Below are 23,790 nucleotides of genomic sequence, written 5' to 3' on the forward strand. Positions count from 1 at the left end.
AGGACCCCGGTATCCCGGGAATCCCCGGGATCCCCGGTTTCCGGGTCCGTAGAGACCGGGGATCCGGGGATACCGCTGGTCCGGGGATGGCGCCACCAGGGCCGGCCCGCCGCTCAGGCGATGCCGGGCAGGCTCAGGTCCCACAGCCGGGCCGGCAGGTCCCGGCGCCGCTTGACCCTCAGCTTGCGGTAGATCCGGGTCAGGTGCTGCTCGACCGTCGAGACGGTCACGTACAGCTTGGTGGCGATCTCCCGGTTGGTGTGGCCGCGCGCCGCGAGCAGCGCCACGCGTGCCTCGGCCTCGGAGAGCGACTCGGACAGCGACTCGGCCTCCCGGGCCGGTTCGGCCTCGCGCCCGGCCGGCGCGGCGACGGCCTCGCCGTCGCCCTGCCCGGGGGTGAACTCCTGGCACAGCGGCTGCGCCCCGCAGGACTTGGCGACGTGCCAGGCCTTGCGTACGAGCATCCGGGCCCGGTTGAAGTCCCCGGCCGCGCGGTAGCCGCTGCCCAGCTCCCCCAGCGCGCTGGCCAGCTGGAGCCGGTCCTCGCCCTGTTCCAGGGCCTCCACGGCCTCGGTGAGGCGCCCCAGGCGGTAGGTGAGGTCGCCGCTGGTGCGGGCGAGCGCGTACAGCAGGGCGCCGCGCGGCCGGCTGCCGGCCGGGCCCGCTTCGCGCTGCTTCTGCTGCTCCACGTACTCGCGGGCCCGCGCCATGTTGCCGATGGCCAGCCACGCCTCGGCGGCGTCCAGTCGCCAGGGCGCCAGTTCCACGGCGTCCATGCCCCAGGCCTGCATCAGTTCGCCGCAGGTGAGGAAGTCGCGCAGGGCGGCGTGGTAGCGGCCGGTGGCGAGGTGGCAGCGGCCGCGGGCCCGCAGGTAGTGCAGCCCGATCTGGGTCTCCAGCATCATCTCGGGCACGGGCTGTTCGAGCAGGCCCATCGCCTCGTCGAGGTTGCCCATCCGGGTCTCGGCGTCGATGAGGATGGCCAGCGGCAGCGCGATGCCGACGCCCCAGCACTGCACGGATATCAGGGACATGGCCTGGCGGGCCTGGGCGGCCGCGCCCGGCAGGTCGCCCTGGCGCAGGGCGACCTCGGCACGGACCACGCCGAGCGCCGCCTGCCAGGTCGGCGCGTTGCGGGCGGAGCATTCGCCGAGCAGCCGGTCGGTCCAGATGAGCGCGAGGTCGAGGCGGCCGGCGTAGACGAGGGTGAGGGCGGCGATGACGAGGGGGGTGAGGGTGCGGTCGCTGAGGTGGTAGCGCTGGAGCACCCGGGTGGCCTCGGCGACGGCCGCTTCGCCCTGGCCGCCGCGCAGCGCCGTCCGCATGGCCTCGACGGCGGGGATGTGGGCCTCGTCGGGCATGTCGTAGGCGGTGGCGCCCGCCGCCGCGGTGCCGGCGGGCGTGCGCGGGTCACCGGGCCGCGAGGTGTGCGAGGTGTGCGAGGGCCCGGCGGTCGCGAACACCTCGCGGACCGGGGGGCTGACGAGCGAGAGCCAGCTCTGCGCGGCGGCGAGGGTGCCGGGTTCGTACACGAAGGGCTGCCCGGCGTCCAGTGCCTCCTGGGCGGCGGTCTGCAGGCGGCGGACGGCTTCGCCGGCCTGGCGGGCCTCGCCCATCCAGGCCAGACAGGTGACGGCGTGGAGGAGGTCGCGGTCGCTGAGCCGGCCGGCGCAGAACTCCCGGGAGAGCTGGCGCAGGTGGCCTTCGGCGGCGACGGGGCTGCTGCGCCAGACGATGCTGACCAGGCGGGATTTCAGCGCGGTGCGGCGCGGGCCCTCGGGGCAGGAGTCCACGGCCAGTTCGCCGCAGCGCAGGGCGAGTTCGGGGTCGTCCTCGACGAGGGCGTACTCGGCTGCCTCCTGCAGGACGGGTATCGCCCACTCCCCCACCTGCTTGCGGGCGGCGAGGAGGTGGCGGGCGACGTCGAGGGCGGCCGCTCCTTCCTGGTGGAGCAGTCGCGCGGCCCGCTGGTGGAGCACGGACAGCGCGCCGGTCGGGGTCGCGGCCAGCACCGCGGCGCGGGTCGCGGCCTCGCGGAAGGCGCCGCCGCGCAGGATTCCGCAGCGGTCCAGGTCCTGGACGGCCAGTTCGGCGGTCTTGACGTGGACGTCGGTGATCGTGCTGAGCAGGGCGGTCGGGCAGGCGTCGCCGAGGACGGCGATGCCGCGGGCGACGGCCAGCATCTCGGGGTCGCCCCGGTGGAGGCAGTCCAGTACGGCGCGTTCGAAGTTCTCGGCCGGGGCGAGCGGCTGGAACGGCTCGCTGTCGCCCAGGGCGGCGAGGCCGTCCTCCAGCAACGCCTTGATCAGCAGCGGGTTTCCGCCGGTGGTCTCCTGGCAGTCGGCACAGACCCGCTGGGCGGCGGCGGTGGAGAAGTGGCCGGCCAGCACGCGTCCGGTTCCGTCCGCGCTGAGCAGTGGCAGCCGGATGCTGGTGCAGTTGGGCTGGCGCTGCAGTTCGGCGTGGAAGGCGAGCTGGGCGGGCAGCAGCCGTACGGCCTCGGTGAGGACGATGAGCACGCCGGCCTGGCGGACCCGTCGGGCGAGGCACAGCAGGAAGGCGCGGGAGAGTTCGTCGCCGTGGTGGACGTCGTCGACGGCGATGACGACGGTGCGTTCGCGGGCGATCCGCAGGAGTGCGGCGCAGACGTACGGCAGGATCCGCATCCCGGCCTCGACGCCGCCGGCGATCGCGCCGGTGGCCGGCTCGTGGGTGTCCGTCGTCGGGGTGCCCAGGCTGTCGAGGAGCGCGGTGGCCTCGGCGTGGACCTCGGGTTCCAGGGGCGCGGCGCTGTCGAGGATGCGGCGCAGGATGCCGAAGGGGAGGTAGCGCTCCGCGCGGGAGCCGGCGGCCTCCAGGACCAGCGCGCCGTCCGAGATGGCCTGTTCCGTGAAGCGTTCCAGCAGGGTCGTCTTGCCTGCGGCGATGGGCCCGCTGATGACGGCGACGCGTCCGCGGCCCCGCCGGGCGCTGCCGAGCAGGTCGTTCAGCGTCTCCCACTGCTTCTCGCGCTCGACGAGCCTTGCCACCACTGCGTTCCCTTCCCCCGGAATGTCTGAACTTGCCCTGCACTGCACTGCGTCGCGCCTCCTTGAGCCCCGCCTCGCGGGCGCAGTGGGTCCGGGGCGGGGTCGGTTCCTCCGGTGCGGGGAGGGCTGTCCGGCCCGGCCTCGGGCCCGTCTCGTCCGTTCGCTGCCGGGTCGGCCGCCGGTCGTGCGGCGTCCCGGCGGCGGCTCAGCCCTTCCGGGTGGCCGCTGCGAGCTCCTCAGAAACGATCTTCAAGATCTGCGCCTGATGCTGGGCCAGGAAGAAATGGCCGCCGGGGAAACGGTGGATGTCGAATCCACCGAGGGTGTGCCCTTCCCAGGATTCCGCTTCTTCCCGGCTGGTGCGGGGGTCGGACTCGCCGGTCAGTACGGTGATCGGGGTGTTCACCGTGTCCTGAGGCGTGGCGCGGTAGTTCTCGATCGCCGTGTAGTCGCTCCGAATGGCGGGGAGCACCATACGCAGGATCTCTTCGTTGCCGAGAATCGCGGCCTCGGTTCCGCTGAGCTCGCGCATTTCGGCCACGATGCCGTCGTCATCGCGCAGATGCACGGTTTCCTGGCGGAAACTCGACGGCGAACGGCGGCCGGAGGCGAAGACCCGGACGGGGGTGATGCCGTGGTCGCGTTCCAGCCTGCGCGTCACCTCGAAGGCGAGGACGGCGCCCATGCTGTGGCCGAAAAGAGCCAGCGGCCGGTCCGCCCAGGGCAGGAGTGCGCTGGTCAGCGCGTCGGCGTAGACGCCGATGTCGGTGATCCCCGGCTCGTGCCGGCGGTCCTGGCGTCCGGGGTACTGGACGGAGAGGACGTCCACCGCCGGGGCCAGCGCCTGGGACATGGGGAAATAGAAGGAGGCAGATCCGCCGGCGTGCGGCAGGCAGACCAGTCGGATCGGGCTTTCGTCCGCGGCGTGATAGCGGCGGATCCAGCCGTCGGCATTCTGCTTGTCGATCAAGGGGATGAAGACTCCCTGTTTCCGGTGCGGAAGCGGCGTGCGGGCTCGAAGGCCCGAACTCATTCGCCACTTCCGTACGCGCGTTCCGTTGCCCTCATGTCTAGCAGAGCGTCAATGCCGCCAGTACCCCTACCTTGGACCCCTATGCTGGCCGGAAATCACCTGCCGGGTATGCGCGGCCGGGCTGTGAAAAGCGTTTCACGCCATGCACCCCATTAGGGATATGACGCAATACCACCCCTGGAGGTTCCACCCGGCGGCGCGGGATCCCGCGCCGGCGCCGGTCCGCCCGCGCCGGCCCCGGCGGTTCACGGGGTGAAGCGGAATCCGGCGGAGCCCGAGCCGCGCCACAGGTAGGTGGTCAACGCGGCCCCGGTGACCCGTTCTTCCGCCGGGGTCGCGGGCAGCGGCCGGCGCAGCGCCCGGTACAGCTCGCCCCGGTGGACGGCGAACGCCGCCTCCATCACCCCGGTGAACCGGCGGGCCCTGGCCGGCAGTACCCCTACGTGCGCGACCAGGACCACGGCCAGCCCGGCCGGCACGGCCCACCAGGTGAACGGGCGCATCGCCACGGCGAAGACGGCACCCCAGACCATGGCCGCGACCGCCCGGTCCAGGGCCGCCCGCGTCTCCCCCGCCTCCCGCACCAGCGGCTCCGGCAGCAGCCGCGACAGGCCGGGCCAGACGACGGCGGGGTCGAGCCCGTACCGGTCGGCGATGCGCCGCTCCGAGGCCCGCACCAGGTTGCCCAGCCGGGTGGGCGTCGCGTACGCGGCGACGTGCGGACGCCGGCGGCGGTCGCGCTCCAGCCGCTGGTACGCCGTGAGATCGGCCGGGCCGGCGCCGGGGCGGGTCATCCGCAGGTACGCCTGCTGCCACTCGGCCTGGGTACGTGCCGCCGCACGGGCGGCGGCCTCGGAGCGCCGCACCCCGAGCCGGCCGATCCGCCACAGCGGCCCGCCGCCCTGGAGGAACCTCAGCAGCGGGCCGGCGAGCGCGAGGACGGCGAGCCCGCATCCGGCCAGGCCGAGCAGGGCGGCGAGGACCAGCACCACCGTGACCGGGGTTCCGGCCTTTTCCAGCCACGCGGCGGCGGCGCGCACCCGGTGCAGGTCGCCGTCGGACCACACCACCGCCGACAGGCAGCACAGCCCGAAGACCAGCGGCTGGAGCGCCAGGGCCAGCCACCGTTCGAGCATCCGGCCGCCCAACACGCTCAGGACCTGTTCGAGCACGTTCTCCTCCCGCCTCTCGTCGGCGACCGGATCAGGGGACGGGCACGAGCGGGGGATGGCCCGGGGTGGCGCACGGCGGTACGGGCGTGCCCAGCTCGGGGCTGAACCAGCGGAAGTCGCCGCGCGGGCACACCCACTGCGACTCCGCCTCGACGAACCCGGCGTCCCCGAGCGCCTCCCCGCCCCGGGCGTCGTCCTCCGGTTCCTCCTCCGCCCGGTCGTAGGGGGGCCGGTAGCGCGGGGCGTCGGCCAGCACCGCCGCCAGGTAGTCCCCGGTGGCGGGCGAACGCCCGAACAGGGTCAGCAGGCGCGCCGCGCCGGCCTCGCTCGGCGGGTCCGCGAGCGCCTGCGCGAACTCGCGATCGCGCTCGGCGGCCACGCGCGGGCCCACCAGCCGTTCCAGATGGGGGCGGACCGACCTCGCGGCCTGGTAGACGCCCTCCGTGTCCACGCTCATGACGACTCCTCTCGCACGCCGGTCGGGCCGGCGCCCCCGACGTGCAGATGGGTGGCCCAGACCGAGGGTTCCTCGGCCCACAGGCCGCGCAGGCGCAGCACGGCCTCGTGCAGGGCGCCGGCGGCGGCCTCCGGGCCCCGCTCGGCGACGGCCCGGTGGACGGATTCCACGACGTCGCGCCCGCGCCGGCCGCGCAGCCGCCACAGCGTGCCGACGACCTGGTGGAACCCGGCGAGGCGGAACGCGGAGGTCAGGTGGAGGGCCTCGTCCGGGTTGCGGAAGCCGGGCGCGGCGGTGGAGCAGGCCGCGAGGAAGGCGAACTCGGCGTCGGTGAGCCGCAGTGCGGAGATCGCGGGTACGTCGAGGGGGTGCTCGGCGTGGTCCGCCAGGCGCAGCGCACCGGCCCCCGGGTCCATCGGGTCCGTGTCCGCATGACAGGCGAAGTGGGCGCGGCGGGCGGTCCTCAGCGCGGCGAGCACCCGGTCGCGGGTGGCGTCGGGGCCGATCAGCCGGTCGACGGGGCCGGGGGCGAGAGCGGCCACGGCCTCCGCCTCGGCGAGGGTGTTGGGTGCGGCGGAGCCGGCCTCGGCGCCGCTCGCGGTGGCGGTGGCGACGACGAGGGTGCGGCCGGGGCCCGTGGCCGTCCGGTCCGGACCGTCGCCGCGGAGCAGGGCGTCGATGGTCGGGGTGTACGAGGAGACGACCCGGTCGGGGACGGTGAGCGGTACGTCGTCGAACCGGGTGTTGTGGCGGCCGGCGGCGTGCAGGGGGAGGGCGGTCAGGAGGCCGGCCGGGCACCACCACACGCGGGGGCGGTCGGCGGCCGGGCCCTCGGCGCGGGTGGTGTGTCCGAGCCGGTCGAGGACGGGGCCGGTGACGGTGTCCCAGAGGGCGACGAGTACGGCGCTCACGGCGCGTTCGGCGGCGGTGCGGGCGGCCCGGCCGGCGCCGGGCGCGGCCAGGGCGTCGAGGGCCTCCATGAGGGCGGCGCTCTGCTCCGCCGCGAAGGCGGGGGTGAGTCCGGGCAGCGGCACGGCCTCCGGTTGCCGGGCGGCACGCAGCAGGACGGCGTCGGAGCGGAACCTCGACACGTTGACGATGACGATCGCCCCGGTGGGTCCGGCCGCCGCCGTCAGGGCGTGGAGGTCGGGCGGGGCGAGGAAGCCGGGGAGGCCGGCCTCGGTGCGGATCCGCGTGACGAGCCGGTCGAGTTCGGCCTCCGCCCGGCGGCGGCCCTCGACGCCCGCGGTGGCGGCGGGGGCCGCCGGCTCGGGCTCCGGCTCGCGGCGGGCCAGGCTGTCGTGGGACGTCTCCGGCTCGGTCAGGGCCTGTTGGAGGGCCCGTAACCGCGCGGCGAGGGCGGGGTCGGCCGCTTCCAGGTCGGTGAGGTCGCCGCGGGCGTCGAGGGCCTGACGCATGATCACGCCGCGGCCGCGTTCGAAGAGGCGTACGCCGTCCGCGACACGGTCGGCGGCCAGGCAGCAGGCCAGGGCGGTGGAGGCCATGCCGCCGAGCGCGGTGAGCCGGTGTTCCCGGTCGGCGCGGCGCAGCGCCGCGGGGGCGACCCGTACCAGACGCTCGACGGCCTCGGAGTAGGCGTCGGCGGCGGCGTCCCAGTCACCGGCGAGGGCGGCGTTCATGCCCAGCGCGGCGGCGGCCGCCGCGGCCACGGCCGGACCGGCGCTGTGATGCCCGGCGGCCTGCCGGTATGCGGCCGCGGCCAGCGCACGGTCCCCGGCCCCGTCGGCCGCAGCCGGACCGGCGCCCGCCGCGTGGGCTCCAGCCGGATCGACTCCCACCGCGTCAGCTCCAGCCGGGCCGGCGCTCGCCGCGGCCGCTCCAGCCGGATCGACTCCCACCGCGTCAGCTCCAGCCGGGCCGGCGCTCGCCGCGTCGGCTCCCGCCGGATCGACTCCCGCCGCGTCCGCCCCCGCCAGGCCGGCTTCCGCCGCGTCGGCGCGCAGGCGGTGGGCATTGCCCACGGCGTTGAGGGTCACCGCGTACAGGGCGGAGTCGGGTGCGCAGGCGGCGACGGCCCGGCGGGCCGCGTCCAGGGCCTCGCCCGCGTCCAGGGCCTCGCCCGCGTCCTCGGCCGAGCCGGTGCGTTCGGCGCGGGCCAGCAGCGTGTTGCAGCGGGCGAGGTGCGCGACCGTACGGGCCTGCACGCCGGCTGTACCGAGGGCGACGGCGCTCTCCAGGGCCTCGACGGCGGTGTCGGCGGCGGCGAGGGCTGCGCGTACGTCCTCGGGGTCACCGCTCGCCTCGGCCCGGAGCTGGAGGACCCGGCTGTGATTGGCCAGGGCCACGGGACGGTCCGGGCTGCGCGGGTCGAGGACCTGGATCCCGAGGTCGGACGCGTTCGCCCCCGCGTCGAGGTCGGCCCGGTCCCCGGTGCGGCCGTACCGGGTGAGGCGCGCGAGCGCGAGGTAGGCGAGGCACCGCCCGGCGGTGGCCCGGCTGGTGACGGGCAGTGCGACGGCCCGCTCGCAGACGCTGACCTGCTCGTCGAGGTCCTCGCGGTGGCCGAGCGCCTCGAAGCGCAGCCGCAGCGCGTTGCCGAGCCCGGCCAGCGCCTCGGGCAGGTACGGGTGGTCCTGGTCGTCGAGGAGGAGGACCGCCTCCCGGTAGCGCCGGACCGCCTCTTCCAGGTCGGCCGGGGAGCCGGTCCACTCGGCGCGGATCCGCCGGGCGAGGGCCAGGTTCCCGCGCATCGTGCCGCGTTCCTCGTCCTCCTCGTCCATGGCGGCGACGACCTCCTCCCAGACCTCGATCGCCTCGTCCAGATCCCGGGCGGGGCCGCCGACGCGCAGTCCCAGAAGCAGGGCGTGCCCGTGGGTGATGCGCACCCGGTCCCGGAACGGGTCGTCGGCGGCGACGGCCCCGTTCGCCTCGCGGGAGCGTGCGACCAGCTCCGTCACGTCGGCGGGGTTCCCGAACCAGTCGGCGCGCACGCCGAGGAACTGCGCGAGGACGGCCAGGTGACCCGCGCGGCTGTGACACTCCCAGTGCTCGTCGGCCACGAGGGTCCGGGCGAGGGTGATCGCCTCGTCCACCATCCGCTCGGCGGGCCCGCCACCGCGCCGGGCGCGCTCCATCAGGGCCCGGGCGAGACCGCACGCGGGCGCGTACGTGGTGAAGTACCGGGCGGGACTGGGCCCGATCCGCTCCGGTGCGCGCAACCACACGGCGCCGAGCCGGAATTCGAGTCCTTCCAGGTCCTCGGCGTCCTGCCCGGCGGGCAGTAACCGGTACCGGATCCAGTGGACGTTGCCGGCGACCCGCGAGGCCTCGAGGTCGTCGAACGGGAAGGGCACGCACTCGTCCACCACGGCCAGCGCCCCCACCACGACCGGGTCGATCACGTGCCGGGGGTTGCGCCCCGGGTCGGCGAGAAGGGCGTTGGTCCGCGCGTCGAGCAGCTTCACCGCCCGCTTCAGCCGCGGGTCCCCACCCTTGCGCGCACGTAGCCCCCACACCATCCGAGCCCCCTGTCCCCGCGCTCTTCCTGCCCCGCCGCGGGGCCCCACAACCATGCCTCCGGCATGCCCGGTGTGGTTGGGTACCCGTATGGGTCTCGTGTGTGTGGCGCCGGAGTCCGGGAGCGGGTCACCGCGGAGAACCTCGCCGCCCGGCAAGGGCGGGACGCCACGACCCGGCCCAGGCCCACGGCGGAGGAGCTGCGTGACGGCGGCCGTGTCGAGGTGGCGGAGTTGCGGGTGCCGGGACTTGCGGGCGGAGGGGACGGCACGCTCGTGAGCGCCCGGCCGGCCGGGCTCGCGGGGCCGCTGCCCCTGCTGTACTACATGCACGGCGGCGCCATGATCATGGGCAACGCCTGGTCGGTGCTCCCGCGGATCCTCCGCGAGTGGGCGCTCCCGCTGGGCATCGCCGTCATCTCGGTCGAGTACCGGACGGCGCCGCGCACGCGCTACCCGGGGCCGCTGGAGGACTGCTACGCGGGACTCGTCCGGGCGGCCGGGCACGCGGCCGAGCCGGACGTCGACGCGGACCGCATCGTCATCGGGGGCAAGAGCGCCGGCGGCGGGCTCGCCGCGGCCCTCGCCCTGCCGGCCTACGCCGCCCCCGCCCGCGCCGCGGACCTGTCCGGACTTCCTCCGGCCTACGTCGAGGTCGGGTCGGGTCGGGTCGGGTCGGGTCGGCCGAGATCTACCGGGACGAGGACGTGGCCTACGCGAACGCCATCTGGCAGGCCGGCGGCCAGGCCGAACTGCACGTGTGGCTCGGCGCCTACCACGGCTTCGACGGCATCGCACCCCGGGCGGCCCTCATCCGGGACGCCCGCGACGCCCGCACCCGCTGGCTCCGGCGCCTCCTCGCCGGCCGCGGTGGCGCCGCCGTCAGGGCTGGATCATGACTTTCAGCGCCTGCCGGTCGGCCATCGCCCGGTACCCGGCGGGAACGTCGTCGAGGCTGACGGTGCGGTCGAAGACGCGCCCGGGTTCGACCTTCCCTTCGAGGACGTCGGGCAGCAGTTCCTCGATGTAGGCGCGGGCCGGGGCGACGCCGCCGGTGAGGGTGATGTTGCGCAGGAACACCGGGAAGTCCATCGGCACCTCCGGGTACTGCGGGGCGCCGACCCGGCTGATGGTGCCGCCGGCCCGCACCACGCCGAGGGCGGTCTCGATGGCGGGCCTGAGGCCGACGCATTCCAGGACGGTGTGGGTGCCGTCCCCCGCGGTCAGCTCGCGGACCTTCTCGACGCCTTCCTCACCGCGTTCGGCGACCACCTCGGTGGCGCCGAAGTCGCGGCCGAGATCGGTGCGGTCCTCGTGCCGGCCCATCAGGATGATCCGCTCGGCGCCGAGCCGCCTGGCGGCGAGCACCGCGGACAGGCCGACGGCGCCGTCCCCGATCACCGTGACCGTCGTACGCGGGCCGACCCCGGCCCTGACCGCGCAGTGGTGGCCGGTGGGGAACACGTCCGAGAGCGTGAGCAGCGACGGGAGCAGGGCGGAGTCCTCGCCGACGGGCAGCTTGACCAGGGTGCCCTGCGCCTGCGGGACGCGTACGGCCTCGCCCTGGCCCCCGTCGACACCTTCCGCGCCCCACCAGCCGCCGTGGCGGCACGAGGTGTGGAGGCCCTCGCGGCAGAAGTCGCAGGTGTTGTCGGCCCACACGAAGGGGGCCACCACCACGTCGCCGCGCTTGAGAGCGCTCACCTCGGTGCCGGTCTCCTCGACGACGCCGAGGAACTCGTGGCCGATCCGGTCGCCGCGGTCCGCGGCGGGTTTGGCACCGTACGGCCACAGGTCGCTGCCGCACACGCAGGAGCGCAGGACGCGCACCACGGCGTCGGTGGGCTCGTGGACGGCGGGATCGGGCACGTTCTCGACGCGTACGTCGCCGGCGCCGTAGATCAGGGTCGCTCGCATGACGGGTCGCCTTTCGATCGCTTCCCTTCCACCGTCGCGCCTGCCGGGACCGCCCGCCAGACGGACGCTTCGGGGGCGGCGAGCGGCGGTTTTGTATCCGTCGGGTATCAGCCGGCGCTCCGTTGCCCGTCGAAGCGTCCACCGGACCGTGCGACGCCGTCGCCGCGCCCGGTGCCTGCCGTATCGTTCCCTTGTTCCCCGGCTCGGCTGTTCCCCGGCTCGGCCCTTGTCCCCCACCGGTCCGTCCGTACAGGAGCCGTCCCCGTGTCCTCGTCCGCCCCCGCCCCGGCCTCCGCGCGTCCCGTACGCGTGCTGCTGGTGGAGGACGACGATCTGATGCGCCGGTCCTTCACCGTGGCCCTCGACCGCTATGGCTACCGGATGACGGCCGCGGCCGACGGGCTCGCGGGGCTGGAGCTCTTCCGCGACGGGGCCTTCGACCTGCTGGTCCTGGACGTGATGCTGCCCGGCCTGGACGGGATCGGCCTGTGCCGCAGGGTCCGGGAGACCAGCCTGGTGCCGATCCTGATGATGTCCGCGCGCGGCGACGGGCTCGATGTCGTCGCCGGTCTGGAGGCCGGGGCGGACGACTACGTGGTCAAGCCCGTGGACACCTACGTGCTCGTGGCGCGCATCCGCTCGCTGCTGCGACGGGCCACCTACGCGCCCGTCGCCGCGGCGGGGCCCGAGCACGCCACGGCCGGGGGGTCGGGGGCGCCCTCCGACGGCGAGCGGCTGGTGTTCGGGGACCTGACCATCGACACGGACGGCCTGGAGGTGTTCGTGGCCGGAAACCCGGTGGCGCTCACCCCGACCGAGCTGAAGCTGCTGCTGGAGTTCGCCGCGCACCCGGGCGTCGTGCTGGAGCGGCACACCCTGCTGCGCAACGTCTGGGAGTACGGCTGGGACGGCGACAGCCGGGTCGTGGACCTGTGCGTGCAGCGGCTTCGCAGGAAACTGGGCCGGGACCGGATCGAGACGGTCCGCGGCTTCGGCTACAAGTTCAGGCGCTGAGGCCGGTGCGCCCGTTCCACCGGCCGCGCCCGGGCCGCGTGCCCCTGCGCTGGAAGATCGCCGCCCTGGCGGCCGCCACCGCCTGCCTGGTCGCGGCGGCGGTCGGCGTGCTGGTCCATCTGTGGACCGCGGGCGACGTCCGCGACCGGGCCGAGATGCGGGCGTTCAACAGCGTGTACTCGGCCGTGGACACCTACCGGCGTACCGGGACCCTGGCGGACGGTGCCGAGCTCGATCCCGCCGAGCTGCCCGCCGCACTGCGCCACCCGGACGACGGCGAGCGGCACACGGCGTACGACGGGCGCATCGACGACAACGTGGGGCCGACCGCCTGGGCCGCCCAGCGGGTCGGCGGGCCGGGCAGTCCCGTGCTGGCCGTACGGGTCAACATGAGCCCGGAGCTCCACGATCTGCGCCGGCTCGACGTGAGCATGGCAGTGGCCTCGCTGGTCGCGCTCGCGGCGGCCGTGCCCCTGGCGGTGTACGGGGCGGGGCTGCTCGGCCGTCGGCTGCGGCGCGTGTCCGAGACCGCGGGCCGGATCTCCGCCGGGGACCTGGACGCCCGTACCGGTCCCACCAAGGGCGGCGACGAGGTGGCCGACATCGCCGCCACCGTCGACCTCATGGCCGACAGTCTCGGACGACGGCTGCGCACCGAGCGCCAGTTCACCGCGGACGTGGCGCACGAGCTGCGCACCCCCGTCGGCGGGCTGCTGGCCGCCACCGATCTGCTGCCGCCGGGCGAGAGCGAGGATCTGGTCCGGGCCCGGGTACGTGATCTGCGCGGCCTGGTCGAGGACCTGCTGGAGATCTCCCGGCTGGACGCCGGCGCCGAGCATCCGGTCCGCGCCCACGTGCCGCTCGGCGCGGTCGTCCGCGAGGCCGTGGCGCGCACCGGGTTCGACGCGGAGGTCACCGACGCGCGGGACGCCTGGGCCGCTGAGACCGCCGGGGCCGCGGAGGCCGCCGAAACCGTGGAGACGGACCCGCGCCGCCTGGAGCGGATCGTCGGCAACCTCGTCGTCAACGCCCACCGGCACGGGGCCGCCCCGGTCGAGGTCACCGTCGACGGCCGTACCGTCGTCGTGCGCGACCACGGCCCCGGCTTCCCCCCGGACGTGCTGCGCGAGGGTCCGCGCCGTTTCCACACGGGCGCGGCGGAGCGCGGCTCGGGCCACGGCCTGGGGCTGACCATCGCCCTGGGGCAGGCCCGGGTCCTCGGCGCCGAGCTGCGTCTGGACAACCACCCGGACGGCGGGGCCGTCGCCACGCTGCGCCTGCCGCCCTCCTGAGCGCCCGGTCCCCCTACACTACCGCTACACAGCGGCGCGGTCGCCGATACACGGTGGTCCACGCCCCGATACACACCCCGGACACCCTTCGAAGTGCACCCGACAGCACCCGAAGAGGAGTCCCCCTGTGACCGCCGCGCCCTCTGACGCCCTCGCGCCGCATCCGACGACCGCCGCCTTCGCGGCCGCCACCACCGACCTGTCGAAGGTCTACGGCAGCGGCGACACCCGTGTCGTTGCCCTGGACCGGGTCAGCATCGCCTTCCGGGAGGGCGAGTTCACCGCGATCATGGGCCCCTCCGGCTGCGGCAAGTCCACCCTGATGCACTGCGCCGCCGGGCTCGACTCGGTCAGCTCCGGATCCGTCCGCATCGGCACCACCGAGCTGAGCACGCTGGACGACCGGCAGCTCACCGAGTTGCGCCGGGACCGGATCGGGTTCGTCTTCCAGGCGTTCAACCTGTTGCCGACGCTGACCGCGTTGGAGAACATCACGCTGCCGCTGACCATCGCCGGGCGCCGCCCCGACCGGGAGTGGCTGGACCGGGTGGTCTCCATGGTCGGCCTGTCCCAGCGGCTCGGCCACCGGCCCGGGCAGCTGTCCGGCGGCCAGCAGCAGCGCGTGGCCGTCGCCCGCGCGCTGGCCTCCCGCCCGGCGATCGTCTTCGGCGACGAGCCCACCGGCAATCTCGACTCCCGCGCCGGGGCCGAGGTCCTCGGGTTCCTGCGGGACTCGGTGCGCGAGCTCGGCCAGACCGTGGTCATGGTGACGCACGACCCCGTCGCCGCCGGCTTCGCCGACCGCGTGGTCTTCCTCTCCGACGGCCGCCTCGTGGACGAGATGACCCGTCCCACCCCGGACCGGGTGCTGGACCGGATGAAGGCCTTCGACACCCGTACGCGCACCAGCTGACCGGACCGCGCTCCGGCGCCCCTCTCCCCTCTCCCCTCCGCCCTCACGCCCCCGAAAGCCACCCATGCTGAGAACAGCCCTGCGCAACGTCCTGGCGGCCAAGGCCCGTCTGGTCATGACCGTCCTCGCGGTCTGCCTGGGTGTCGCGTTCACCTGCGGCACCCTCGTCTTCGCGGACTCCGCCACCGCGGCCTACCGCGCCTCCGCGTCGAAGAACTTCGCGGACATAGCGGTCACCGTGACCCCCAAGGCGCCTCGGCCCGGGGCCGCCGCGGACGAGAAGGGCGGCGCGCTCGACGACGCGCTCGTGCGCAGACTCGCCGGGGTTACCGGTGTCGCCGCTGTGCGGCCCTCGGTCGACGGCACGGCGACCCTGAACGGCGCTGACGGCCGTCCGCTGCGGGCCGCGAAGGCCTGGGCGAACATGGCCGCGGCCTACGTACCGGGCAAGGACGGCGCGGACAGCCGCTATCCGCTGGTCAAGGGCCACGCCCCCCGCAAGGCCGATGAAATGGCCCTGGACGGCGGCGCCGCCGACGCCGGCGGGCTGAAGATCGGCGACCTGGTCACGCTGGCCACCGACGGGCCGGTCATGCGGAAACGGCTCGTGGGCATCGTCAGGACCGAGGACACCCGGGTGACCGCCGGCGGGAGCCTCGCCCTGTTCGACAAGGCGACGGCCCAGGAACTCTTCGCGGCCCCCGGCCAGTACACCTCGATCGACCTGTCCGCCGCGCCCGGCACCGACCAGTTCGAGCTCTCCGAGCGGGTCGCGGCCCTGCTCCCGGCCGACCGGGCCGAGGCCACCACCGGCGCAGCCCAGGCCGCCCAGCAGGCCACGTACATCGACACGTTGACCCGGGGCCACCAGAAGATGCCGATGGTCTTCGCCGGGGTGGCGCTGTTCATCGGCTCGTTCCTCATCGTCAACACCTTCACCATGCTCGTCTCCCGGCGCACCCGGGAGATCGCGCTGCTGCGGGCGATCGGCGCCACGCGCCGCCAAGTGGTCCGTACCGTCCTGTGGGAGGCCGTCCTGGTCGGCCTCGTCTCGTCGGTGGCCGGGTTCGTGCTCGGCCTGGGCATCGCCTCCGTACTGCCCGGCCTCCTGAGCACCGACGACCTGCCCGACGGCCCCCTGGTGATCGGCCCGCTGCCCGTCGTGGCGGCGCTCGGCGTGGGCGTCGGCATCACCGTGCTCGCCGCGTGGCTGCCGTCCCGCAAGGCGGCGAAGGTCGCGCCCATCGAGGCGCTGCGCTCGGCCGAGCGGCTGCCCACCGCCAACGCGTCCCGGGTGCGCGGCGTGGCGGGGCTGGTCCTGCTCGTGCCCGGCGCCGGGCTGCTGGTGTCGCTCACGGGGGCGAAGGACGCCTCCGAGGAGAACCTGCGGGACGCGATGTCCGGCTGCGCCCTCCTCGTCGTCGCCCTGATCGTGCTGGCGCCGCTCCTCGCCTCCCCCGTGATCCGGCTGAGCGGGCGGCTGACCGGCCGCCTCGGGATCACCGGCCACCTCGCGCGCGAGAACGCGCTGCGCGACCCGCGGCGTACCGCGGCCACCGCCTCCGCGCTGATGATCAGTACGGCGCTGGTGGCCGGGCTCGCCGTCATCGGCGACTCCACCGGGCAGGCTCTCGACCGTCAGGCCGCGGCCGGCCTCGGCGCCGACTACGTGATCACCAGCAGCTCCACCATGACGGGCATCGACCCGGCCGCCGAGCAGCGGGTGGCCCGGACGCCGGGGGTGAAGACGGCGGCCGCCGTCACGGACTCCACCGTGTTCACCGGCGGCGGTGTCCGCGCGATCGCCGGCGTGGATCCCGCCACCGTGGGCGAGGTCATGAGGCTCGACTTCGCCGCCGGTTCCCTGAAGGACCTCGGACCGGGCCGGATCGCCGTCTCCGCCACCGTCGCCCGGGAGCAGGGCGTGAGCGCGGGCGGGCAGCTGGGGGCCCGCATCGGCCGCAACCAGGAGGTCAAGCGGTACACGGTGGTCGGGGTCTACGAGGACAACCCCACCGCCGGGGACGTGCTGGGGGCCCGCGGCGAGGTGAGCGAGGACGGCTTCCTGCCCGGCTCCGTCCAGCGGATCCTCGTCCGCACCGAGAGCGGCGCGGTCTCGAAGGCCACCGAGGACCGGCTGCGCACCGCCACCGGCAACAGTCCGCTGGTGCGGGTGAAGGACCGGCGGGCAGTCGTGGACGAGGCCGCCGGCTCGCTGGCCGACCTGCTCACCCTGATGTACGGGCTGCTCGCCATCGGTGTCGTGATCTCCTCGCTGGGCATCGTCAACACCCTGGCGATGTCGGTGTCGGAGCGCACGCGCGAGATCGGCGTGCTGCGCGCCATCGGCATGGACCGCGCCGGGATCCGGCGGATGATCCGCCTGGAGTCGGTGACCGTCGCGCTGTTCGGCACGCTCCTGGGCCTGGCCGGCGGACTGTTCGCGGCGTGGGCGGTCGGCGCGCTGGCCAATGGTGCGATGGCCGAGTACTCCCTGACGCTGCCGTGGGGGACGCTGCTCCTCGTGTGCGTGGTGTCCCTCCTGATCGGCGCGGTCGCCGCCGCCGTCCCGGCCCGGCGGGCAGCCGCCCTGAGCCCCCTGGAGGCCGTCGCGGAGCAGTGAGCGGTGGTGGTGCGGTCCGAGAGGAATCCGCCGCCCGCCGGAACCGGAAGCCGCCCGCGTCCGACTAACGCCGAGTGCGGGCGGCGGGTCATCCGCTGCCGGCACCTGACGACGGAGCGCGGAAGGGCGAGGGATGGGCGGGCTGGACGTACACATGCGGGGGGTCGCCTGCCGCCACGGCAGGGTCGAGGCGGTCGCCGACGTGGATCTGGAGATCGCGGCGGGCGAGCACGTCGCGCTGACCGGGACCAACGGTTCGGGCAAGACCACGCTGCTGCGTGCGGTCCTCGGGCTGCACCGCCAGGTCAGCGGCTCGATCCTGGTCGGCGGCCGGGGCACCGGCTCCGCCGCCGAGTGGGCGTGGCGGCGGCGGGCCTGCGCCTGGATCCCGCAGAAGCCGGCGGCCGGCCGGTTCCCGCTGCTCGGGGACGAGTTGCTGGCCAGTGGCGGCGCGCCGGACGAGGCCGCCGAGGCCGCGCGGAAGCTGGGTGTCGGCGCGCTGACGCGGCGCCCGCTGCACACGCTGTCCGGCGGCCAGTTGCAGCGGATGTACCTGGCGCGGGCGATCGGGTCGGTGGCCGCGGGGGCCGAGGTGCTCCTGGCCGACGAGCCGACCGCCGCGCTGGACTTCGGCGGCCAGGAGGAGGCGGCCGACGTGCTGGTCTCGCTGCCGGTGACCCTCGTCGTGGTGACGCACGACCGGGCGCTCGCGGAGCGCTGCGACCGCGTACTGGAGATGGCGGCGGGCCGGCTGCGGGAGGTCGGGTGATCCTCGCGAGCGCCGATCTCGGCGAGCTGCTCCAGCTGGTCCCCGTACAGCGGGCGGGCGTCGCCCTGCTGCTGGCGGCGGTGGGCCTGCCGGTCATCGGGGTCGTCATCGTCGGCCTCGACATCATGCCGGTGCGCTTCGCGATGATGCACGTCGCGCTGCTGGGCATCGCGGTCGGTCTGCTGACCGGGCTCGACCCGATGCTGTGCGCGCTGGTGGCGTGCGCCCTGGCCGGTGCGGGGGTGGCGCCGCTGGCGCGCACCCCGGACGGGCTGTCCGGGGCGATGGGCCTGCTGATGAGCCTGGCCATCGCCGCCGCGCTGCTGCTCCTGGCCGTGTCGGGGGTCAACGCCTCCGGGGCGTTCGCGCTGCTGTGGGGCTCGATCCTGTCCGTGGGCACCGCCGATCTCGTGGTGCTCGGCGTGCTGGCGGCTCTCGTGCCGGGGCTGTTCTGGTGGCGGCGCCGCGATGTGGCGCTGCTGCTGTACGACCGGGAGCTCGCGCAGTGTTCCGGTGTTCCCGTCCGGCTGCTCACCGCCGTCCTGCTGGTCCTGGTCGCGGTGGCGGTCGCCGGGGCGATCAAGCTGACCGGCGCCCTGCTGGTCGACGCCCTCACCCTGCTGCCCGCCCTCGCCGCGCGCCGGCTGGGCAGCTCGCTCAGGTCGATCACCCTGTGGGCGGTCGGCATCGGCGTCGCCGTGAACCTGACCGGCTTCCTCATCGCCCTCTGGCTCGACTGGCCGCCCGGGCCGGTCCTGGTCCTCACCGCGGGGGCGCTCGTCCTCGCGGTCCATCTCATCCCCGAACGGAGCATCAGCACATGGCGCGCACCCGCGGCCGATTCGCTTCCCTCCTCGCACTGAGCGCGGCACTGTCCCTCGTCACCGGCTGCGGAAGCGGCGGCGACACCGCGTCGAAGGACGCGAAGCCCGCCCACGACGGCAAGCCCGTCGTCGTGGTCACCACCACCTGGGAAGGCGCCTTCGCCAAGGCCGCCGGGGCCGAGGACGTCAAGGTGATCGTGCCCCAGTCCGTGCACCACGCCCCGGACTACGATCCCAAGCCGTCCGACCTCGCCGCCGTCGGCAAGGCCGACTTCGTGCTGTACGCGCCGTTCGAGCCGTACGCGGCGAAGATCAAGGAGGCCGCCGGTTCGAAGGCGGAGCTGGTCGAGGTGAACCTCGACAACGACGCCGACAAGGTCAAGGCCGAAGTGGCGCGCCTGGGCAAGCTGTTCGGCACCGAGAACGCCGCCGCGACGTGGTCGGCCTCGTTCGACACCGAGTACGCGAAGCTGGCGAAGGACGTCCAGGGTTCCTGGCCGGGCGGGAAGAGCCCGGCGGTGGTGGCGCAGGTGTTCACCGGCTGGTCGGCGAAGCTGGCGGGCGCCACCACGGTCGGTACCTACGGGCCGGAGGCCGTCACTCCGGCGCAGCTCGCCGAGCTGTCCGCGAAGAAGCCGGCCCTGGTGCTGGACAACGCCCACATGTCGACGGGGACGGTCCTGCCCGATGCGGGCGCCAAGCAGGTGAAGATCGTCAACTATCCGGGCGAGGACCTCGACCTGCTGCCGGTCTACCGCAACGCCGCGGCCGAGCTGAAGAAGGCCATGGGCGGTTCCTGACCCGGGGGGAAATACGAAGGGCGGGGAGCACCGGGTGTGCTCCCCGCCCTTCGTACGTTTACGGGCGCGGGGCCGCGGGCGGTGTCCACACCGTGCCGCGGGCCTCGTATTCGAGCATGGTCTCCACTCCCGTGGCCGCGTCGGCGCCGAGTTCCCGGCGTACGAGCCACAGCGCGAGGTCGAGGCCGGAGGTGATGCCGCCGGCGGTGACCAGGTCGCCGTCGTCCACCACGCGGGCGTTCTTCAGCAGGCCGCCCTGCTGTTCGAGGTCGGGGCGGGCCTTGTGGTGGGTGGTGCAGGGGCGGTTCGCGGTCAGTCCGGCGGCGGACAGCAGCATGGTGCCCGTGCAGACGGCGCCGAGGGTGAGGCCGGGGCGGACCGCCGCGGCCAGCTTCCGGGGCAGTGTCCCGCCCCGGATCTCGGCCCACACCCCGGGGCTGTCGCGGCGCGCGTATCCGCCACCCGGTACGAGCAGGACGTCCGCCGAACGTGGGGCCCAGGCGTGTTCGACCGTGACCTGGGTTCCGTAGGCGGCGCGGACGACGCCCGGGCGGGTGGCGGTGACGTAGCGGAGGTCGATCTCGCGGTCGGTGAAGAAGCGGGCGGCGGAGAAGACCTCGTAGGGGGCGGCGAAGTCGAGTTCCTCCACGCCGTCGTACATGACGACGTGGACACGCAGCGGTCCCGCCGCCTTCGGGGCGGTTCGCGGTGGCGCGGCGCCCGCCGGCGCGGTGGCGGCGCCCGTCACGGTGGCCGCGGCGCCGATCGCGGTCGTGGCGCGGAGGAGGTTCCTGCGGTTCATCCGGTGCTTCCTTTTCCGTTCGGTTTCCGTCCGCTGCGGTGCGGTCAGCCCGCGTGGGCGAGCGGGGGTGCGGTGGGCGTCGTGGTGGCGGTTGTGGCGGGCGTCGTGGTCGCCGTCGTGGTGGCCGTCGTGGCGTCGGAGTGCGCGGCCTGCGCCAGCCGTTCGCGCAGGGCGGCGCGGTCGGGCTTGCCCGCCGGGGTCAGCGGGAGTTCGGTGACCACCAGCAGGCGCTCGGGGTGCTTGCGCCGGTCGAGCCCCCGGTGGGTGAGGTGTTCGCCCAGCGAGGCGAGGGTGGGGGGCCGCTGGCCGCGCGGTACGACGCAGGCCGCGAGGCGCTCGCCCATCAGCGCGTCGGGCACGCCGACGCACACGACGTCCCGTATCCGCGGGTGCGAGGCCAGTTCCCGCTCGACTTCGGCGGGGCTGATGTTGGCGCCGCCCCGGATGACGATGTCCTTGAGGCGGCCGACGAGGTGCAGGATCCCGTCCTCGTCGATCAGGCCCAGGTCTCCGGTGCGGACCCAGCCCTCGGGGGTGCGGTAGCGGGCGTCGAGATCCGGGGAGGCGACGTAGCACATGGGGGTCATGGGGCCGCGCGCGATGATCTCGCCGATCGTCCCGTCCGGCAGCTTCTCGTGCGTCTCGGGGTCGGTGATGTGGATGTCGGCGACGCGGGGGTCGGGGCGGCCGGCGACCACGCCCGTGGCGTCCGCCTCCGGGAGGTCGTGGCCGAGCCCGGTGTGGCAGTTGACCCCGTCGGCCGAGCCGTACAGGTTCACGACCGGGCAGCCGAAGGCCCGGCCCGCCTGCCGCGCCGTGGTCTCGTCCAGGGCCGCGCCGCCGAGCACCAGGGCGGTGGGCGGGGGCAGTTGACCCTCGTCGGGCTCGGGGTGTTCCAGCCGGTCCAGCATCATGCGGACCATCGTGGGCACGCCCAGGATGTGGGTGGGCCGGTGTTCGCGGATCGCGGCGAGGGCCGCCTCGGGGGTGAAGTGGTCGAGCAGGACGAGCGTGCCGCCGTGCCGGGCGAGGGTGACGGCGGTGCCGTTCGATCCGAAGGCGGAGGCGAGCGGTACGAGGAACAGGCACCTCGGCGGCGCCTTGTCGGGCATCAGCGAGGCGAGGAAGTTGCCGCGCCCGCCCGCGAGCGCGTTGTGCGAGTAGGCGACCATCTTCGGCTCCGCCTCCGAGCCGGAGGACACCAGGATGCGTGCGGCGCTGTCTGGGTCCGGGCGGGCGGGGACGAAGTCGGCGGCGTCGGACCGCAGCAGCGTGTGGAGCGCGATCGTCCCTTCGGGCGCGGCGCCGACGCGCCCGGCGGCGATGACGTGGCGCAGCGCGGGCAGGGCCGGGGCGAGGGCGCGCAGTTCGGCGGCGTGGTGCTCGCCGCGGTGCTCGACGGCGACGATGACCGCGACGGCCTCCGCGCGGCGCAGCAGGCACTCGGCCTCCAGGCTGCCCCGGCCGACGGGGAACGGCAGCGCCACCGCGCCCAGGGCGGCGAGGGCCAGGTCCGCGATCACGGCGCCCCGGTTGTTGGGCAGCTGGACGCCGACCACGTCGCCCGCCCGTATGCCGAGGTCTCTGAGGCCGGTGGCCAGGGCGCGGACCTTGCGGTCCAGGGCCGTGTGGCAGAGCGGGCCCTTGGCGTCGATGACGGCGGTGGCGTGCGGGTCCGCGATCTGGCGGGCCCTGAAGAGGCTGTAGAGGTCCAGGTCGGGGCAGGTGCCGTCGGCAGCCCACGTACGGCGCAGGCCCACGGGCAGCAGATCGTGCAGGGCGACGGTCATGCGAAGCTCCAGGGGTCGGGAACGGTGGGCGCGCCGTGCGCGTCGCGGCTGATCGAGCCGGTGAAGCGCGGGTCGTGGCGCAGGTCGGCCGGGTCGGTGGTGACCGCGGTCGCGGTGAGGCCGTGCGCACGCAGTTGCGCGAGCGCCTCGCCGGTGGGCAGGGACGTCAGGTCGTACGCGGCGGCGGCCGCCGCGCAGGAGTCGGCCGGTGCGATCCACCCGTCGGCGGTGGGCAGGGGGCGACGGAAGCCGGCGGGGCGGCGTGGCTGTTCGCCGCGCCGGACCCGGCGCAGGGCCGGGCCGAGGAGGACGTCGGACGCGCCGAGCAGGGAGGAGTCGACGCGCACGCCCCTACCGGTGCGCTCGCGCAGCAGCAGCCCGGCCAGCACGGCCTCGGTTCCCAGGAGTCCGCCGAGGACGTCGAGCAGGGTCATCAGGGAGGGCGCGGGTGCTTCGCCGCGCGGGCGGGCGGCTTCGCCGACGGCGGTGCGGGCCTGCACCATGAAGTCCGTTCCCATGGGCGCGTCGGCGATCCGGCCGCCCGTCCCCCAGCCACTCGTGTACGCGTAGACGAGCGCGGGGTTGACGGCTGCCAGGTCGGTGTGGTCGAGGCCGAGTTCGGCCGCCTTGCCGGGGGCCCAGTTGTGCAGGAACACGTCGGCCCCGGCGGCCATGCCGAGGAGCCGGCGCCGGTCGGCCCCGGACTTGATGTCGATCTCGACGGCCCGCTTGCCCCGGTTCAGCGCGAGCCAGCGGGCGGAGATCCCCGAGCAGGCCGGGGGCATTCCCCGCAGCGGGTCGCCGCCCGGCGGCTCGATGCGTACGACGTCGGCGCCGAGCAGGCCCAGCAGGTGGGCGGCGAGGGGTGCCTGGATGCGGCGGCCGGCCTCCAGTACGGTCAGCCCCGCCAGCGGGCGCGCGGCCGTCGGCGTCGCGCGCGGGGCGCGGTGGCCGGAGCCGTAGGGGGCCAGTTCCCAGGGCGCCGCGTCGTGGTCGGCGGCGTGCTCGGCGGCGCGCTCGGCCAGGGTCCGCAGTCGGCAGACCTCCGCGCCGGCGAGGGCGGCGGCCTCCCGGATCCGCTGCCAGGTGTGGGCGCGGGTGGTGGTGTGCAGGGCGTCGGGGAAGGGCGCGCAGGCGGTGGCGTAGCGGAACTGGAAGGGCCGCCAGCCGGCCCGGAGCGCGTCGGCGGGGGCTTCGAGGGCCCGCCAGAACGCCGCCCAGGCGCCGGGGTCCAGGGTCTCCAGCTCGAAGAGCGTGCCGTCGGCCGAGGTGAACGGGGGTCCGCCGGGAGCGAGTTCGGCGGCCTCGCCCTCATCGGCGCCGGCCGCGGCGAGGTACTGGGAGACGACGAGGAGCCCGGCCCGGTCCGCGCTGGTCCGCACCCCGGCGGCCGGGCCTCCCCGGGCCTGGCCGACCAGTGCGGCCAGCAGCCCCTGCACGGTGAGGACGCCGGTCGCGGCGGCCGCGTAGTCGACGGCGAGGCCGCGCGGAGCGCCGTCGCGCCGGCCGTGGACGGCCATGATGCCGGTGGCGGCCTGCGCGGTGGCCTCGTCGGCGATGCCGCTCGTCCGGTCCGCCGACCACCGCACGGCCGCCTCCCGCTCCCCGAAGTCCCCGCCGGACAGCGCGAGACGGGCCGCGCCGCCCTTGGCCGGCCCGGGCTGCTCCGGCGCGGTACGGGCGCCCAGGTACCGCAGGTGCGCGGTGGCCAGGCCGGTCAGCTCGGGCGGTCCCGAGGCGGCGATCCGCAGCCCTTCGAGCGGCTGGACGGTCTGAGTGATGGCTGGTGACGCCATGCCTCTCCTCTTCTCCTGGCGCGCGGCGGTGGCCGGCGCCCCGGATGTGCGCGACGCGGGAACCAGGTCGGGTGCGCACCCGA

16 protein-coding genes and 1 pseudogene are annotated in these 23,790 nt (G+C 75.1%); 8 read left to right on the forward strand and 9 right to left on the reverse strand.

Annotated elements, in window-relative coordinates; all coding sequences use genetic code 11:
* Positions 1-113 precede the first annotated feature (113 nt).
* The 5 genes from OG982_RS00035 to OG982_RS00055 form a co-directional block, all read right to left on the reverse strand.
* On the reverse strand, positions 114-3,029 hold the full coding sequence (locus tag OG982_RS00035; protein ID WP_266790906.1) for a LuxR family transcriptional regulator: 2,916 nt from the start codon (positions 3,027-3,029) through the stop codon (positions 114-116).
* Between the two features lie 205 nt (positions 3,030-3,234).
* Complete coding sequence (locus OG982_RS00040) at positions 3,235-3,999, reverse strand: thioesterase II family protein (RefSeq protein ID WP_266790904.1); 765 nt, start codon at positions 3,997-3,999, stop codon at positions 3,235-3,237.
* 308 nt (positions 4,000-4,307) lie between these two features.
* Positions 4,308-5,234: a hypothetical protein gene (locus OG982_RS00045; RefSeq protein WP_266790902.1), complete on the reverse strand. Its 927-nt coding sequence runs from the start codon at positions 5,232-5,234 to the stop codon at positions 4,308-4,310.
* Positions 5,235-5,265: 31 nt separating this feature from the next.
* On the reverse strand, positions 5,266-5,691 hold the full coding sequence (locus OG982_RS00050) for a hypothetical protein (protein ID WP_266790900.1): 426 nt from the start codon (positions 5,689-5,691) through the stop codon (positions 5,266-5,268).
* Positions 5,688-9,116, reverse strand: a complete 3,429-nt coding sequence (locus OG982_RS00055) for a CHAT domain-containing protein (protein WP_266790898.1) — start codon at positions 9,114-9,116, stop codon at positions 5,688-5,690. Before OG982_RS00055 ends, OG982_RS00050 begins: the two co-directional genes overlap by 4 nt.
* 117 nt (positions 9,117-9,233) lie before the next feature.
* Between OG982_RS00055 and OG982_RS00060 the strand changes: the two are divergent.
* Positions 9,234-10,066, forward strand: a pseudogene (locus OG982_RS00060) (alpha/beta hydrolase).
* On the opposite strand, the gene OG982_RS00065 reads toward OG982_RS00060, so the two are convergent.
* Positions 10,050-11,084, reverse strand: a complete 1,035-nt coding sequence (locus OG982_RS00065; RefSeq protein ID WP_266790896.1) for a zinc-dependent alcohol dehydrogenase family protein — start codon at positions 11,082-11,084, stop codon at positions 10,050-10,052. The pseudogene OG982_RS00060 and the gene OG982_RS00065 overlap by 17 nt on opposite strands.
* Before the next feature lie 264 nt (positions 11,085-11,348).
* Between OG982_RS00065 and cseB the strand changes: the two genes are divergently transcribed.
* From cseB to OG982_RS00100, 7 genes are all read left to right on the forward strand, one after another.
* Positions 11,349-12,098, forward strand: coding sequence for a two-component system response regulator CseB (gene cseB / locus OG982_RS00070; protein ID WP_266790894.1), 750 nt, complete (start codon positions 11,349-11,351; stop codon positions 12,096-12,098).
* 5 nt (positions 12,099-12,103) lie between these two features.
* Positions 12,104-13,390, forward strand: a complete 1,287-nt coding sequence (locus OG982_RS00075; protein WP_266790892.1) for a HAMP domain-containing sensor histidine kinase — start codon at positions 12,104-12,106, stop codon at positions 13,388-13,390.
* Between the two features lie 199 nt (positions 13,391-13,589).
* Positions 13,590-14,303, forward strand: coding sequence for an ABC transporter ATP-binding protein (locus OG982_RS00080; RefSeq protein WP_266792314.1), 714 nt, complete (start codon positions 13,590-13,592; stop codon positions 14,301-14,303).
* Positions 14,304-14,367: 64 nt separating this feature from the next.
* Positions 14,368-16,926 (forward strand): ABC transporter permease, encoded by a 2,559-nt coding sequence (locus OG982_RS00085; RefSeq protein WP_266790890.1) that lies wholly within the window; start codon positions 14,368-14,370, stop codon positions 16,924-16,926.
* Between the two features lie 133 nt (positions 16,927-17,059).
* The gene (locus OG982_RS00090) at positions 17,060-17,695 is read left to right on the forward strand and encodes a metal ABC transporter ATP-binding protein (RefSeq protein WP_266790888.1); all 636 of its coding nucleotides are present in this window, start codon (positions 17,060-17,062) and stop codon (positions 17,693-17,695) included.
* Complete coding sequence (locus tag OG982_RS00095) at positions 17,692-18,558, forward strand: metal ABC transporter permease (protein WP_266790886.1); 867 nt, start codon at positions 17,692-17,694, stop codon at positions 18,556-18,558. The genes OG982_RS00090 and OG982_RS00095 overlap by 4 nt, the downstream gene beginning before the upstream one ends.
* A complete protein-coding gene (locus OG982_RS00100; RefSeq protein ID WP_266790885.1) occupies positions 18,516-19,319 on the forward strand; it encodes a metal ABC transporter solute-binding protein, Zn/Mn family in 804 nt (267 codons plus the stop codon). Before OG982_RS00095 ends, OG982_RS00100 begins: the two co-directional genes overlap by 43 nt.
* 58 nt (positions 19,320-19,377) lie before the next feature.
* Here the strand turns inward: OG982_RS00100 and OG982_RS00105 are convergent, their stop codons facing one another.
* Genes OG982_RS00105 through OG982_RS00115 form a run of 3 tightly spaced genes read right to left on the reverse strand, consistent with a single transcriptional unit; the run spans position 19,378 to position 23,707 of the window.
* Positions 19,378-20,121 (reverse strand): DJ-1/PfpI family protein, encoded by a 744-nt coding sequence (locus OG982_RS00105; RefSeq protein WP_266790884.1) that lies wholly within the window; start codon positions 20,119-20,121, stop codon positions 19,378-19,380.
* Positions 20,122-20,165: 44 nt separating this feature from the next.
* A complete protein-coding gene (locus OG982_RS00110; protein WP_266790882.1) occupies positions 20,166-21,911 on the reverse strand; it encodes a class I adenylate-forming enzyme family protein in 1,746 nt (581 codons plus the stop codon).
* Positions 21,908-23,707, reverse strand: coding sequence for a CoA transferase (locus OG982_RS00115; protein ID WP_266790880.1), 1,800 nt, complete (start codon positions 23,705-23,707; stop codon positions 21,908-21,910). Before OG982_RS00115 ends, OG982_RS00110 begins: the two co-directional genes overlap by 4 nt.
* Positions 23,708-23,790 lie beyond the last annotated feature (83 nt).

The organism is Streptomyces sp. NBC_01551, assembly GCF_026339935.1.
In the GTDB taxonomy this organism is placed as follows: domain Bacteria; phylum Actinomycetota; class Actinomycetes; order Streptomycetales; family Streptomycetaceae; genus Streptomyces.